This is a genomic window from Pseudomonas thivervalensis (assembly GCF_001269655.1).
GTDB classification, from domain to species: Bacteria; Pseudomonadota; Gammaproteobacteria; order Pseudomonadales; family Pseudomonadaceae; genus Aquipseudomonas; species Aquipseudomonas thivervalensis.
The window spans coordinates 456445-471304 of the sequence record NZ_LHVE01000009.1 but is presented as its reverse complement, the minus strand read 5'-3'; the positions used below and the strand labels follow the sequence as shown (position 1 = coordinate 471304).

The window sequence follows — 14860 nt, the reverse complement described above, 5'->3', positions numbered from 1 at the left end:
CGCGCCTCTTTTAGCGTTATAGCGGGCACCTTACGCCGAGTGCGCAGCGCTTCGCCAGCCTCGACCTGATCGTCCACCGATACTTTTTTAACCCGCGCCTGGCGCACTGATGAGCGTTAAAAAAGTATCAGCGCGCGATCCTCCCGGCGTTTGTCGGCCTCTGTGAGCGCTGCTGTAATCGGCTTGCCCATGACCGACCTTATATGTGGCGAGGGAGCTTGCTCCCGCTGGATCGCGCAGCCGTCCAGCTCCTGCGCCACAGAGTGTGTGACGCCTATTCCCTGGACTGAAAGGACAACCCCCATGAAACGACTGGAAGGAAAAAGTGCCCTGGTGACCGGCGCCGCCCGTGGTATCGGCAGGACGTTTGCCCAGGCCTATCTCAACGAAGGGGCCACGGTGGCGATTGCCGATATCGACCTGGAGCGGGCCCAGGCCACCGCCGCCGAACTGGGCAACAGCGCCTACGCGGTGAAAATGGACGTGACCGACCAGGCGTCGATCGACCAGGCCATTGAGGCCGTAGTGGCCCGGGCAGGCAAGCTGGATATCCTGATCAACAATGCCGCGCTGTTCGACCTGGCGCCCATCGTGGACATCACCCGTCAAAGCTACGAGCGGCTGTTCTCCATCAACGTCGCCGGCACGCTGTTCACGTTGCAGGCGGCGGCGCAGCAGATGATCCGCCAGGGCCATGGCGGGCGGATCATCAACATGGCCAGCCAGGCCGGCCGGCGTGGCGAAGCCCTGGTGGCGGTCTATTGCGCCACCAAGGCGGCGGTGATCAGCCTGACCCAATCCGCCGGGCTGGACCTGATCAAGCATCGGATCAACGTCAACGCCATTGCCCCCGGCGTGGTCGATGGCGAGCATTGGGACGGTGTGGATGCGCTGTTCGCCCGCCACGAAAACCTGCCGCTGGGGGAAAAGAAGCGCCAGGTCGGGCAGCAGGTGCCCTATGGCCGGATGGGCACCGCGGAAGACCTCACCGGAATGGCGATTTTCCTGGCCTCGGCGGAGAGCGAGTACGTGGTGGCGCAGACCTATAACGTCGACGGCGGGAACTGGATGAGCTGACAATCCGCGATTTTATGGGCCTTGAAACGACGGAAATGGACTTATTCGCTTGAAAATTGATCCCACTACTTGAGGATTATCCCGAACGGTACCCAACGGTGCCGTTCCAAGGGATTTCAAGAGAGCGTGAATACCATTGCCCCAGCGGGGCAAAAATTGCGCATCATAGGCGCCGTCCGCTCAAGGGAGATTTACATGCGTGCCATTTCATCCGTCATGGGTCTTGTCGTGCTGTCGCTGGGCCTGGTGTTCACCACTAGCGCCACGGCCACCGAAGAGACGCAACTGGTCGAGTCCATCAACCTTTACCGCAGCCAATCCCAAAGCTGTGCCGGCCAGGCCTCGCTGGAGTTGCCGCCGCTGGCGATGGACTCCCGACTGATCCTGTCGGCCAATGGCATCGGCGACCTGCAACAGGCGCTGGCGCGGGCGGCCTACCCCATGGTCAACGTGCAAGCCATCAGCCTGTCCGGGCCGCGCGATGCGCAATCGGCCATGAAAGCCGTGCAGGAAAGCTTCTGCCAGGTGGTGCTCGACCCACAGTTCGTCGACATCGGCGTCAGCCGCCTGGATCGCGAATGGCGCATCGTGCTGGCGCGCCCGTTGCTGTCGGCGCGCCTGGGTGATTGGCAGGCCGAAGGCCAGAAGTTGCTGAAGCTGATCAACAGCGCCCGCGCCCAGCCCCGTCGCTGCGGCACCGAAGCCTTCGCCGCCACCACGCCGCTGGCCTGGAACGCCACCTTGGCCCTGGCCGCCGTCACGCACACCCGGGCCATGGCCAACAACAATTTCTTCGACCACAAGGACCGCGACAACCGCACGCCGGGCGACCGCGCCGAACTGGCTGGCTACCTGGGCCAATTGATCGGCGAAAACATTGCCGCCGGACAAGATACCGCGCTCAAGGTGGTGGACGGCTGGCTGGCCAGCCCGGGGCACTGCGCCAACCTGATGAACCCGCAGTTCCGCGAATTGGGGGCCGGGTACGCGACCGATCCGAAAAGCGATGCGGGGATCTACTGGACGGCGATGTTCGGCACGCAGTAGGCGCGTTGCCCGGCTGCCGCCATCGCGAGCAAGCTCGCTCCCACAGGGGCTTCGTTGGCCGCGAAATCGGTGTCAGGCACGAACCTCCTGTGGGAGCGAGCTTGCTCGCGATAGCCATTTCCCGATCAACCTCAGCGCCCATGGCCGACCTCGTCCTGCCGCAGCACCCGCCGCACATGCCCCATGAACTGGCTCAACGAAGGTGATGGGGCCACCGGCTTGCGCTGCAACAGGCCGATCGAGCGTTTCGCCGGCTGGTCGATGGCCGTGACAGTGCACTGCTCGCCGATGTTGAACACCGCCCTGCAGCTGGCCGGCAACAGCGAAAACCCCAACCCTTCGCGCACCAGGGCCGTGGCCGTGCTCATGTGCGCCACCTCCCAGGCCGGGACAGGATCGACGTTCAGATAGCGCAATGCAGCATCAGCCAGGGGACGGATGCTGGTGTCGGGCGTGAGGGCGATGTAGGGCTGGCGTTTCCAGTCGTCCTGGTCTCCACCCGGGTGATTCTTGTGGCTCAGCAACACCAGGTTGTCATCCACCAGGCGTTCGAAACTCAGCCCGGAGAGATCGTCAGGCAGCGAACTGATGCCGGCGTCCACCTCGCCTCGTTGCACCCAACCCATGACTTCCCCGGCGCGGCCGTCCAGCAAGCTCACCGTCACGCCCGGGTTCTCACGCTGGAAAGCCGCAATGGCGATCGGCAGGAACGACGCGGCGGCGGTGGGCAGCGCCGCAAGCCGGAGGGTGCCACGGCTCAGGCTCAAGGTGTCGCGAGCGTCGCGCACGGCATCGTCCATGTCCCGGAGCATGCGCCGGGCCTGGGGCAAGAAATGCTCACCGGCGGGCGTCAGCTCGACGCTGCGGGTATTACGCGCGAGCAACTGCAGGCCCATGCTCTCTTCCAGTTTGCGAATGCTATAGCTCAGCGCCGGCTGCGACAGGTGCAACTGTTCTGCGGTGCGGGTAAAGCTCGACGTCTCGGCGATCAGGATGAAGGCACGAAGCTGACGAAAAGAAACGTTCATGGCCCACTCATAAAATTACTGGATCAATTGATTCTATCTTTAAAATTCACAGAATAATCCAGTCCCTCCACTATGGGTCACCCTTCAGTGGAACACGGACATGACAAAAACAATTCTCGTCGGGTGTGGCGCCGGTTTCGCCAATGATCGACCCGACGCCGCCCTGCGCCTGGCCCAGGATCTGGCGCAACGCAGCGGCCAGCGCTACATCATGCTGGAGCTACTGGCCGAACGGACCCTGGCCGAGGCGCAGCTACGCAAACGCCTTGATCCAGAAACAGGCTACTCCGCGCGCCTGTTCGATTTTCTCGAGCCCATGCTGGACTTGTGCATTGAGGCCGGCATCCCAATCATCACCAACGGCGGCGCCGCCAATCCCCGGGCGGCCGCGCAACGGCTGCGCCATGGGCTGGCGGGCCGCTCCCCTGAACTGAAAATCGCCTGCGTGCTGGGCGATGACCTGCTGGAAGAAACACCGCCCCGCTACGAACGATGGCTGGCATCGGGGCCCCTGGAGCATCCCGTTTCGGTGAACGTCTACACCGGTGCCGACGGTATTGCCCAGGCGTTGGCCGAGGGCGCCGGCATCGTGCTGTGTGGCCGGGTCGCGGATCCGTCGCTGGCGGTCGGGGCGATCCGCCATGGGCTGGGTTGGGCGGCTGACGATTGGCAGAAAATGGCCGTCGCCACCACGGCCGGGCACCTGCTGGAATGCTGCACCCAAGTCACCGGCGGCTACTTTGCCCATCCCGGGATGAAAGACATTCCAGACCCGGCCAATCTTGGTTGTCCAATTGCCGAGGTGCACCAGGACGGCCGCTTGATCATCGGCAAGACCCGCAACAGCGGCGGTCGGGTCAGCGAACAGACCGTCAAGGAACAGCTCCTTTACGAAGTACACGACCCTCGACGCTATCTGACGCCGGACGTGGTGCTGGACCTGGGCCAGGCCCGCGTCCAGGACTTGGGCGAGGACCGTGTCGAGATCAGTAGCCTGCTTGGCCACCCGCGTCCCGACACGCTCAAGGGACTGGCGGGTGTACGTGGTCTCTGGTTCGGCGAGGCGGAAATTTCCTACGCTGGCCCCGGTGCCGTGGCGCGTGCCGCACTGGCGCGGGAAATCCTGCTGCAACGTTTTGACCAACTGGCACCGGGGATACAGCCTTGGATTGACCTGTCCGGAATCGCCAGCCTGTTCAACGACCAGGGCGGTCGTTACCTGCAAAAGCAGCTGGCCCAGGCGCCTTCCCTGGAGGATGTGCGCGTACGCATCGGCCTGACCCACACCGACCGGCCACAGATCGAAGCGCTGCTGGCGGAAGTGGAATCGCTCTACACCAACGGGCCGGCGGGCGGCGGTGGCGTGCGCCGGCACCTCGCCGAGACCGTCACCACCCGCAGCTTCCTGCTGCCGCGAGATGAAATCCACACAACCCTGGAGTGGTACTGATGAACCTGGTCACCCTCGCCGACTATGCCCATGCCCGTGCTGGCGACAAAGGCAACATCCTCAGCATCGCCCTGTTTCCCCACGACCCGGCCCACTACCCCTGGCTGCTACGGGAACTCACCTGCGCCCGAGTGGCCGAGCAATTCGCGACGCGACAACCGTCCAAGGTGCATCGCTATGAACTGCCGAACCTGAACGCGCTGAATTTCGTGCTCGAGGACGCCTTGGAAGGCGGAGTGAATCGCAGTTGCGGTCTGGATCGCCACGGCAAGAGCCTGAGTTACCTGCTGCTGGCCTTGCGCCTGCCAGGCCCGCAAGGCTGACCGAGCCCCCGTCCGCGAACCTTCGACAACAATAAAAAAGCGAGGCTGCAACATGATTACAACCCTGGGTTTCCTGATGATGCTCGCCATCATCGGCTTGATATTGCTGCGCCGGATCAGTCCGGTGGTGGCGTTCACCACCCTTCCCGTCGTGGTTTGCCTGCTGGCCGGCTTCAATCTCGGGCAGATCGGCGAGTTCATAAAGGCCGGCCTGATCACGGTGGCGCCGACCGCCGCGCTGTTTCTGTTTGCCATCCTGTTCTTCGGCATCATGCGTGACCGCGGATTGTTCGATCCGTTGGTCAACCTGCTGATCCGCAGCACGGGCGGCAAGCCGTTGGCCGTGGCGTTGGTAACGGTATTGGTGACGTCGGTGGTTCATCTCGACGGCGTCGGCGCGGCCACGTTCTTGCTGACCATCCCGGCCCTGCTGCCCTTGTATAAACGCCTGAACATGAGTCCGGCGATGCTGTTGTGCCTGGTGGGCACCACGGCCGGTGTCATCAATATGGTTCCTTGGGGCGGGACGACTGCCCGCGCCGCGGCGGTGTCCGGGCTGGATGCCACCGAGCTATGGCTGGGCTTGCTGCCGGTGCAGATGGTCGGCCTGGCGTGCATGCTGCTTGTCGCGACCGTATTGGGCCTGCGCGTCCAGCGTCGCCAACCGATGTCGCTGGGGGCGGCGGCGACGTATGACATGGATAGCCTGAATCCACAGGATCGCGAATTCAGCCTCTCGCCCCGGGAGCCGCGCTACTGGCTGAACGTGGCGCTGACCGGCGGGATCCTGGTGTGCCTGTTCACCGGCATCTTTCCCTTGTATGCCTGTTTCATGGTGGGACTGGGCATCGCCCTGCCCTTGAACTTCCCGTCCCTGGACGCCCAGGCCGAACGCCTCAAGGCCCATGCGGCCGATGCACTGCAAATGGTCCTGGTGATGATGGCCGCCGCCGTCCTGCTGGGCGTGCTCTCCGGTGCGAAGATGTCCGACGGCATGGCCTTGGCGCTGATCGATATCCTGCCCGCGGGCTCTGCCCAGTACCTGCACGTAATCGTCGGTTTCTTCGGTGTTCCCCTGGGCATGATCTTTTCACCGGACGCCTACTATTTCGCTCTGCTGCCGGTGATCAAGGACGTGGCCGCCGCTGCGGGCGTTCCCCTCGAAGCCGTGGCCCGGGCCATGCTGATCGGGGAGAACACCGGGTTTTCCATCAGCCCGGTGGTGCCTAGCGTGTACTTGGCGCTGGCGCTGTCCGGCGTAGAGTTACGCAAGCACATCGCCTATACGTTCTTCTGGGCCTGGGGCGTCAGCCTGGTAATGCTTGCCTTCGCCGTGGCGACCGGCGCGGTACAGGTGTAACGCTCAAGGGCGGGCTTCAATGTGCATCGAAGATCAGCGAACGATGCACCCCCGAGCCCGCCCTCACTCCATCGCCGACCGCCAACGCCACCGAGCCGAACGGCATCGCCGCATCGCCACAGACAAATACCCCCGGGACGCTGGTTTCACGCGTCATCGGATCGGCCTGGATGAACGCCCCGAGCGGGCCGTCTTCAAGTACGCAACCCAAGGACGCCGCGAGTGAACCGGCCACCTGGATACGCGGCAAGACAAACAGGCCGTCAATGGCGATCACCCGCCCGTCCGCCAGCACCACATCGGCCCGTTCACCTTCGATACGCTCGACACGTTCCGGCACCAGGGTCACGCCGCGTCGGGCCAGGCTGTCCTGTTGCTCGGCGTCAGGCTCGAACACGCCATTGGTGAAGAACGTCGTTGGCCCCCAGTCGGGCAGCATCAAGGCATGGTGGAACGACATTGGCGAGGTCGCCAACACTCCGATGGGACCTTGTTCCAGCTCATAACCGTGGCAATACGGGCAATGGAATACGCTTTTGCCCCAGCGCTGCGCAAGCCCTTCCACATCCGGCAACTCATCAATGACACCGCTGGCCAACAATAGGCGCTGGGTGCTGTAGCGTTGCCCGCCATCGGTCTCCACGATGAAGCCGCCCGTCTCCTGGCTGGCCTTGCTCGCAGTACCCGATACCCACTCCACCGTCGGATAGGCCAACAGTTGACGACGGGCATCATCGGCAATGTCCCCGGGGGCACGGCCGTCCTGCCCGAGAAAACCATGGGCGCTGGCCGCGAACCGGTTGCGCCGCTGGCCGGCATCGATGACCAGCACTTTGCGGCGGGCACGGGCCAGTTGCAGGGCTGCGGACATACCGGCGTAGCTGCCGCCTGCGATGATGACGTCGTAGCGCATGATCAATCTCCACGGTGGTGTGACGGAACTGGAAAAGTCTCGACACATCGTAAGTTCCTTGAAAAGCACCTGTCAACGATCTCGTAACTTTTGCAATTACAGGCGATACTCAGGCCGGTCTTCGCCACGGAACGCTGCAACGCTCATGAGAACCGACACCCGCCTGTCCCGCATGCTTCACGTGCTGATCCACATGGATCGCCACCAACAATCGGCCACGTCCGACACCCTCGCGCAGATGTTGGGCACCAACCCGGTGGTGGTGCGCCGGACCATGGCGCTGCTCAAGGAACAGGGGTATGTCACGTCGGAAAAAGGCCATCGCGGCGGCTGGACCCTGAGCAAGCCGTTGTCGGAGATGACGTTGCTGGACATTCACCAGGCCTTGGGCAGCACGTCGATCTTTGCCATCGGCCTGTCCACCGATCACCCGCAATGCCTGGTGGAACAGGCCGTGAATGGGGCGCTGACTGATGCATTCGATGAAGCCCAGGCATTGCTGCTCGAGCGATTGGGGGCGATTACCCTGGCGCAGTTGGCGGAGGATTTTGATGCGCGGTTTCGACAGGTGTGCGCAGAGGACGGGACAGACCTTTCGCAGATCGGGCATTGATGTTGGCGGGCCCACCGCTATCGCGAGCAAGCTCGCTCCCACAGGGTTAACCGAATCCCCCCCAAAAAAAACGCCGCTCAATGAGCGGCGTTTTTATGCCTCACCAGACAGCGTCCGGTTTACAGCGCCATGTCAGCCGCTGGGTTCGCTTCCGGGGCTGCGCCCGGCTTGGCCGGTGCCACGGTGGCGCCTGCCTTGCCGATCACCGGCGGCGTGTCCAGTTGCAGGACTTCGCTGGTGTATGCCCACTCCTGGGCTACGCGCTCAGGGCTATCGTTGAGCTTGGTGCCGTAGCTTGGCACGATCTGGCGCAGTTTTTCCTGCCAGGCCGGGCTGGCGACCTTGTCCTTGAAGACTTTCTCAAGCACGGTCAGCATGATCGGTGCAGCAGTCGAGGCGCCTGGCGAGGCACCCAGCAGGCCGGCGATGCTGCCGTCCTGGGAGGCAACCACTTCGGTGCCGAGTTTCAGCACGCCGCCCTTCTCTTCGTCACGCTTGATGATCTGCACGCGCTGGCCGGCCTGCCACAGGCGCCAGTCTTCCTGCTTGGCGTCCGGGAAGTACTCTTTCAAAGCATTGAAGCGATCTTCATCCGACAGCATCAACTGGCCGGCCAGGTATTCGACCAGTGGGTACTGTTCGATACCGACCTTGGTCATCGGCCACACGTTGTGGGTGGTGGTGCTGGTCAGCAGGTCGAAGTACGAACCGTTCTTCAGGAACTTGGTGGAGAACGTTGCGAATGGGCCGAACAGGATCACGCGCTTGCCATCGAGCACACGGGTGTCCAGGTGCGGAACCGACATCGGCGGTGCGCCCACCGAAGCCTTGCCATACGCCTTCGCCAGGTGCAACTGGGCGACGGTCGGGTTTTCGGTGACCAGGAACGAACCACCCACCGGGAAGCCTGCGTATTCACGCGCTTCCGGGATGTCGGACTTCTGCAGCAGGTGCAATGCACCGCCACCGGCGCCGATGAACACGAACTTGGCGTCGGTCTCGGTTTCGGTACCGTCTTTCAGGTTCTTGTACGAAACACGCCAGGTGCCGTCTTCGTTGCGGGTGATCTCTTCCACTTCGCTGGACAGCTTGAGGGAGAAGTTCGGCTTGGTTTGCAGGTAAGTCGCGAATTGGCGAGTGATTTCGCCGAAGTTCACGTCAGTACCCAACGGACTCCAGGTGGCCGCGATTTTCTGGCTCGGGTCACGCCCTTGCATCATCAGTGGGACCCACTTGCTGATCTGCGCAGGGTCTTCGGAATATTGCATGCCGGCGAACAAAGGGCTGGCCTGAAGGGCTTCGTAGCGCTTCTTCAGGAACGCGATATTGTCATCACCCCACACGAAGCTCATATGTGGCGTGGAGTTGATGAACGAGCGCGGGTTCTTCAGCACACCGTTCTTGACCTGCCAGGACCAGAACTGACGGGATATCTGGAAGGCTTCGTTGATCTCGACGGCCTTGACGATCTCGACCTTGCCGTTCTTGTCTTCCGGCGTGTAGTTCAGCTCGGCCAACGCAGAGTGACCGGTACCGGCATTGTTCCAGCCGTTGGAGCTCTCTTCGGCAACACCGTCCAGGCGCTCGACCATTTCCATGGTCCAGCCCGGCTCCAGCTCATTGAGCCAGACGCCGAGTGTCGAGCTCATGATGCCCCCACCAATGAGCAAGACATCCACTTTTTTTGGCTCGGCGGCGTGCGTGGTCGCAAGACCCATCGCCATCGCCAGGCCCAGTAGCGCCGTGTGTGTTTTCTTCAACATGTGTGTATCCCTAGGATGAACGCCATTCCGTCCACCGGTCCTGATCAAGGATAGATCACATCCACGGCCAGCATTGCCAGGGGGATGGGATCGAGACGGACTGGAGGATGGACCTACAGGGCCGAGCACATTCGTCGGCCTCTCGTTTATGTCTCTCCGGCGCTGACTTCTTGTAGGTCTTGGCTTCAGCTGGGTGAGGGACGCTGCAAACGGTGTTCATCGGGCCTGGCGTGGCCGTGCCCGATTGTCGCAGCGGGGGGAGTTTACATAAGGAAATAAACAGACCGAAGCGCATTTTTACATTCTTGGCAAAAACGCCGACCAAATGACGGCATTTTAATGGCCTTGGTAACCATTCGCGTAGGAACTGTACGTGACCCGTGTAGGAGCTGACGAGTGCAACGAGGCTGCGATCTTTTGATTCATCCGTTTGAGACTCAAGCGGCCAGGGCAAGATCGCAGCCTCGTTGCACTCGACAGCTCCTACGCAGTTCCTACAGAGCCTCTACAGCGTCAACCTACCCAAGGATCTGACTCAACACCGCCCGCAATTTGCCGGGCTTGACCGGTTTGTTGAGCAGCGGTGCATCCAGCTTGCGCAGGGCGCGGCGGCACTGGTCGCTGCGGTCGGCAGTGATGATCACTGCCGGGATCGCCTGGTGGAAATGCTCACGCAGGTGCTTGACCACTTCACAGCCCACGATCCCATGATCCAGGTGGAAATCCGCCAGGATCAGCTCCGGCGCACGGTCTTGCAGCACGTCCAGGGCGCCCGCCTCGTCGGTGGCGGTCAACACCTCGCAGCCCCATTGCCCCAACAGCGCGGCCATGCTTTGCAAGATGCTCAGTTCGTTGTCGATCACCAACAAACGCCGCCCTGGCAGCGGGTTGCCAGCGACCGCCTGGGCCGGGGCCTGGGACACGGGCAGTGGTTTCTCACTGGACAGCGGCACCTCGATGCTGAACACCGAGCCCCGCCCCGGTCGCGAACGCACCTGTACCCGGTAACCGAGGATATGGGCAATGCGTTCGACAATCGCCAACCCCAGGCCCACACCTTTGCGATCCGCCGCCCGACCGACGTCCAGTTGGTTGAACTCGAGGAAAATCGACTCCAGGCAATCGGCCGCGATGCCCCGCCCCGTGTCCCAGACTTCCAGGCTCAGGCGCCCTTCCCGGCGTCGGGCCGCCAGGAGAATGCCGCCCTGGTCGGTGTAGCGGCAGGCATTGCTCAACAGGTTGCGCAGGATACGGCTGATCAATCGCAGGTCGGTCAGCACCGCCTCGTCGCCAAACCGCACCCGCAGCGTCAACCCGGCGGCACCGGCCACCGATTGAAACTCCGACACCAGCGGCCCCAGCAACTCATCCAGCCGATACGGCGCCAGGTCGGGCTTGACCGCAGCCTGGTCGAGCCGGGAAATGTCCAGCAGGTCGGTGAGCAGGTCTTCGGCCCCTTCGAGCGCCTGATGGGTGCGTTCCACCAGCACGTGCTCGGCGGCAGGCAATTGGCGCTCACGCAACGTAGCAATCAGCAGGCGGGCCGCGTTGAGGGGCTGCAACAGATCATGGCTGGCGGCGGCCAGGTATTTGTCCTTGCTGCGGTTGGCGGCCTGGGCGACATCCCGGGCGTCGCGTAATTGCTGCTCGATCTGCTCACGCTGGGCAATCTGCTGCTGCAGGTTGTGGTTGGCTTCCAACAGCGCATCGGTGCGCTCGGCCACCCGCTGCTCCAGCTGATCATTGAGCTGTTGCAGGTGTCGCCGGGCCTGTTCCAGCTCATCGAGACGCGCGGTCAGTTCCGGGTAGTGACTCTTGCGCGTCGAATGATTGCCCAGCCCCAGTAGCCCGGCCAGGGCTTTTTGTTGCTCGTCAGAGGGCTTCGCCATAGACGACCTCGACATCCCGCTGGCTCGACTCCCGAGGGTTGGTGAGAATGCACGGGTCGTGCATCGCATGTTGCGACAGGAACGGAATGTCCGAAGTGCTCACGCCGTGCAGGCCCAGGGTCTCGTGAAAACCGATGGTGCGCTTGAGGGCAATCAGGTGCTCCACCAGCCGGCCGCGGATCTGCCGGTGGTTGAGCCCCCGGCAATCGATGCCCAGGGTCTCGGCAATCACCTTGAAACGCTCCGGTGCCGAGTTGTAGTTGAATGCCACCACATGCTCCACCAGCACCGCGTTGCACAAGCCATGGGGCAAATCGAGGAAACCGCCCAAGCTGTGGGACATCGCGTGCACGGCCCCAAGGATTGCGTTGGAGAACGCCAGCCCGGCCTGCATGCTGCCCAGCATGATTTTTTCCCGCAGGGCGACGTCCGCCGGATTGGCGATCATCTGCACCAGGTTGCTGTTGATCAGGCGCATGGCTTCCAGCGCATGAGGGTCGGTCAACGGGCCGTGGCCGGTGGACACGAACGCCTCGATGGCATGCACCAGGGCGTCGATGCCGGTACAGGCGGACAGGAACGGGTCCATGCTCAGGGTGGTCTCCGGGTCGATCAGCGACACGTCCGGCACCGCCGCCTTGCTGACGATGGAGAATTTCATGCGTTCTTGCTGGTTGGAGATGATCACGAACTGCGACACATCCGCCGACGTCCCCGCCGTGGTGGGGATCAGGATCAGCGGCGGGCTGGGCACATGCAGGGTATCGACGCCTTCGAACTCGAGGATGTTGCGGCCGTGGGCGACGACAATGCCGATGCCTTTGCCGCAATCCATCGGGCTGCCACCACCCACCGCGACGATGACATCGCAATGGTTTTCCCGGTACAGGTCGGCGCCGAGCATCACTTCCTCGACTCGCGGATTGGGCGAGACCGCGCTGTAGATGCAGTAATCGATACCTTGGGCCTGGAGACTGGCTTCGACGTCCGCCACCCAACCGGCGGCGATGACCCCGGGATCGGTGACGATCAGCACTTTGCGTGCGCCGAAGGTCTTGGCGTAATTGCCGACATTGTGCCGACAACCGGCACCGAACATGATTTCAGGGGAAACGAACTTGCGCAGCGGGCTAAGGCTCATCTTTTCAGTGACGTGGCTCATCGGTAAGCCTGTTGTTATTGTCTGGGGAGACCTTGAGCCTAAAGCATCCCGCTGTGAATGCAATCAGACCAATGGGGGAGCCCGGCCTGAACGTCCCAGGCCGGGCCAGTACTCATCGGTTGGCGAAGTACATGGTCACTTCAAAGCCGATACGCAGGTCGGTGTACGCGGGTTTAGTCCACATGGGTCTTTCCTCTTCTTGTACCGGGCCATTCCGGCAAGGTCATTAATGCACGCCACGCCCGGGGCTCGAATGCTACTTTCGAAGCGGTGGGTGGGGTGCGTTGGTACTACTGGAACAGCGAGCACCTGCTCCCCCTAAGTTGCAGGAGCTGTGTAGATGCGGTGTAGGAGCTGTGTAGGAGCTGTCGAGTGCAACGAGGCTGCGATCTTTCCCAATACACTTGAATCTCAAGCGAAAGATCAAAAGATCAAAAGATCGCAGGCTTCGCCAGCTCCTACAGGGGTCACAGCAACTGCCCTGCTTGCTATCTCCCAGGGTTAGAAGAAACCCAGCGGATTGACGTCATAGCTCACCAGCAGGTTCTTGGTCTGCTGGTAGTGGTCGAGCATCATCTTGTGGGTTTCACGCCCGACGCCGGATTTCTTGTAGCCACCAAACGCGGCATGGGCCGGGTACAGGTGATAGCAATTGGTCCAGACGCGACCGGCCTTGATCGCCCGGCCCATGCGGTAGGCGCGGTTGATGTCACGAGTCCACAGGCCGGCACCGAGGCCGAACTCAGTGTCGTTGGCGATCGCCAGGGCTTCGGCTTCGTCCTTGAAGGTGGTCACACCCACCACCGGGCCGAAGATTTCCTCTTGGAACACGCGCATTTTGTTGTGGCCCTTGAGCAAGGTCGGCTGGATGTAATAGCCGCTCGACAAATCCCCTTCGAGTCGCTCGGCAGCACCGCCGGTGAGCAGCTCGGCGCCTTCTTGCTGGGCAATTTCAAGGTACGACAGGATCTTGTCGAATTGCTGTTCGGACGCCTGGGCGCCGACCATGGTCTCGGTGTCCAGCGGGTTGCCGCGCTTGATCCTGGCGATCTTTTTCATCACCTCGGCCATGAACGGCGCGTAGATCGACTCCTGCACCAGGGCCCGGGATGGGCAGGTGCAGACTTCGCCCTGGTTGAAGAACGCCAGCACCAGGCCTTCAGCCGCCTTTTCGATAAAGGCCGGTTCGGCCTGCATGATGTCTTCGAAGAAGATGTTCGGCGACTTGCCGCCCAGTTCCACGGTGGACGGGATGATGTTCTCGGCGGCGCACTTCATGATGTGCGAACCCACCGGAGTGGAGCCGGTGAAGGCGATCTTGGCGATGCGCTTGCTGGTGGCCAGGGCTTCACCGGCTTCGCGGCCGAAACCATGGACGATGTTCAACACCCCGGCTGGCAGCAGGTCGGCGATCAGTTCCGCGAAGACCATGATCGACAACGGCGTCTGTTCGGCCGGCTTGAGTACGATGCAGTTACCAGCGGCCAGGGCCGGGGCGAGTTTCCAGGCGGCCATCAGCAGCGGGAAGTTCCACGGGATGATCTGCCCGACCACGCCCAGCGGCTCGTGGAAATGATAGGCCGTGGTCAATTCGTTGATCTCGGCCGCCCCACCCTCTTGGGCGCGGATGCAGCCAGCGAAGTACCGGAAATGGTCGGCCGCCAGCGGCACGTCGGCATTGAGGGTTTCGCGCACGGCCTTGCCGTTGTCCCAGGTCTCGCTGACAGCGAGGATTTCCAGGTTCTGCTCGATGCGGTCGGCGATTTTCAACAGCGCCAGGGAGCGGTCCTGCACCGAAGTCTTGCCCCAGGCGTCGGCGGCGGCATGGGCGGCATCCAGCGCCTTGTCGATGTCAGCGGCGCTGGAACGCGGGAATTCGGCAATGACTTCGCCATTGACCGGGGACGTGTTGGTGAAGTACTCGCCGTTGACTGGCGCGACGAATTCGCCGCCGATGAAATTGCCATAGCGCGGTTTGAAGGAAACGACGGCGCCTGGAGTTCCGGGTTGTGCGTAGATCATGATGGGGCCTCTGCCTGGTCGATGCCTGTCACGGGACAAGCGATAGGCCGATGGTAGAGAGCCCCGTGCCATGGACGAATGCGTCATTGGCAGGGGGCTCTCTCGTTATTTGGTCGTAGGTTTCAAGCGACTGGCGCAAGTTCAAGGCCAGCGCAGGCCCTTGTGGCGAGGGAGCTTGCTCCCGCTGGAGTGCGCAGCACTCCCTCTTTTGGC

The 14860-nt window shown here is 62.4% G+C and carries 13 protein-coding genes; 6 read left to right on the top strand and 7 right to left on the bottom strand.

Features of this window, described 5'->3' with window-relative positions; all coding sequences use genetic code 11:
* Window positions 1–303 precede the first annotated feature (303 nt).
* Both AD659_RS14210 and AD659_RS14205 read left to right on the top strand, forming a co-directional pair.
* On the top strand, window positions 304–1077 hold the full coding sequence (locus AD659_RS14210; RefSeq protein ID WP_053122231.1) for an L-iditol 2-dehydrogenase: 774 nt from the start codon (window positions 304–306) through the stop codon (window positions 1075–1077).
* Between the two features lie 195 nt (window positions 1078–1272).
* Window positions 1273–2124, top strand: a complete 852-nt coding sequence (locus AD659_RS14205) for a CAP domain-containing protein (protein WP_053122229.1) — start codon at window positions 1273–1275, stop codon at window positions 2122–2124.
* 131 nt (window positions 2125–2255) lie between these two features.
* Here AD659_RS14205 and AD659_RS14200 read toward each other — a convergent pair whose 3' ends face one another.
* On the bottom strand, window positions 2256–3152 hold the full coding sequence (locus AD659_RS14200) for a LysR family transcriptional regulator (protein WP_053122227.1): 897 nt from the start codon (window positions 3150–3152) through the stop codon (window positions 2256–2258).
* A 100-nt stretch (window positions 3153–3252) separates the two neighbouring features.
* Here AD659_RS14200 and AD659_RS14195 point away from each other — a divergent pair, with 100 nt between their 5' ends.
* From AD659_RS14195 to AD659_RS14185, 3 genes are read left to right on the top strand one after another with little or no spacing between them, the layout of a single operon-like run.
* The gene (locus tag AD659_RS14195) at window positions 3253–4602 is read left to right on the top strand and encodes an acyclic terpene utilization AtuA family protein (protein ID WP_053122225.1); all 1350 of its coding nucleotides are present in this window, start codon (window positions 3253–3255) and stop codon (window positions 4600–4602) included.
* Window positions 4602–4925 (top strand): AtuA-related protein, encoded by a 324-nt coding sequence (locus AD659_RS14190; protein WP_003201468.1) that lies wholly within the window; start codon window positions 4602–4604, stop codon window positions 4923–4925. Before AD659_RS14195 ends, AD659_RS14190 begins: the two co-directional genes overlap by 1 nt.
* A 52-nt stretch (window positions 4926–4977) precedes the next feature.
* Entirely contained in the window at window positions 4978–6285 is a 1308-nt protein-coding gene (locus AD659_RS14185) for a CitMHS family transporter (protein WP_053122223.1), read from the top strand.
* 16 nt (window positions 6286–6301) lie between these two features.
* Here AD659_RS14185 and AD659_RS14180 read toward each other — a convergent pair whose 3' ends face one another.
* Complete coding sequence (locus AD659_RS14180) at window positions 6302–7198, bottom strand: NAD(P)/FAD-dependent oxidoreductase (protein WP_053122221.1); 897 nt, start codon at window positions 7196–7198, stop codon at window positions 6302–6304.
* A gap of 145 nt (window positions 7199–7343) precedes the next feature.
* On the opposite strand from AD659_RS14180, the gene AD659_RS14175 reads away from it, so the two are divergent.
* Window positions 7344–7811, top strand: a complete 468-nt coding sequence (locus AD659_RS14175; RefSeq protein ID WP_053122219.1) for an Rrf2 family transcriptional regulator — start codon at window positions 7344–7346, stop codon at window positions 7809–7811.
* Window positions 7812–7930: 119 nt separating this feature from the next.
* Here AD659_RS14175 and mqo read toward each other — a convergent pair whose 3' ends face one another.
* From mqo to exaC, 5 genes are all read right to left on the bottom strand, one after another.
* Complete coding sequence (gene mqo, locus AD659_RS14170) at window positions 7931–9574, bottom strand: malate dehydrogenase (quinone) (RefSeq protein ID WP_053122217.1); 1644 nt, start codon at window positions 9572–9574, stop codon at window positions 7931–7933.
* A 518-nt stretch (window positions 9575–10092) separates the two neighbouring features.
* Complete coding sequence (locus AD659_RS14165; RefSeq protein WP_053122215.1) at window positions 10093–11463, bottom strand: hybrid sensor histidine kinase/response regulator; 1371 nt, start codon at window positions 11461–11463, stop codon at window positions 10093–10095.
* A complete protein-coding gene (gene ercA / locus AD659_RS14160; protein WP_153044023.1) occupies window positions 11447–12604 on the bottom strand; it encodes an alcohol dehydrogenase-like regulatory protein ErcA in 1158 nt (385 codons plus the stop codon). Before ercA ends, AD659_RS14165 begins: the two co-directional genes overlap by 17 nt.
* A gap of 133 nt (window positions 12605–12737) precedes the next feature.
* A complete protein-coding gene (pqqA, locus tag AD659_RS29290; protein WP_003243383.1) occupies window positions 12738–12809 on the bottom strand; it encodes a pyrroloquinoline quinone precursor peptide PqqA in 72 nt (23 codons plus the stop codon).
* A 317-nt stretch (window positions 12810–13126) separates the two neighbouring features.
* Window positions 13127–14647 carry an acetaldehyde dehydrogenase ExaC gene (gene exaC, locus AD659_RS14155; protein ID WP_053122211.1) on the bottom strand — a complete coding sequence of 507 codons (1521 nt, stop codon included), beginning with the start codon at window positions 14645–14647 and terminating at the stop codon, window positions 13127–13129.
* Between the last annotated feature and the right edge of the window lie 213 nt (window positions 14648–14860).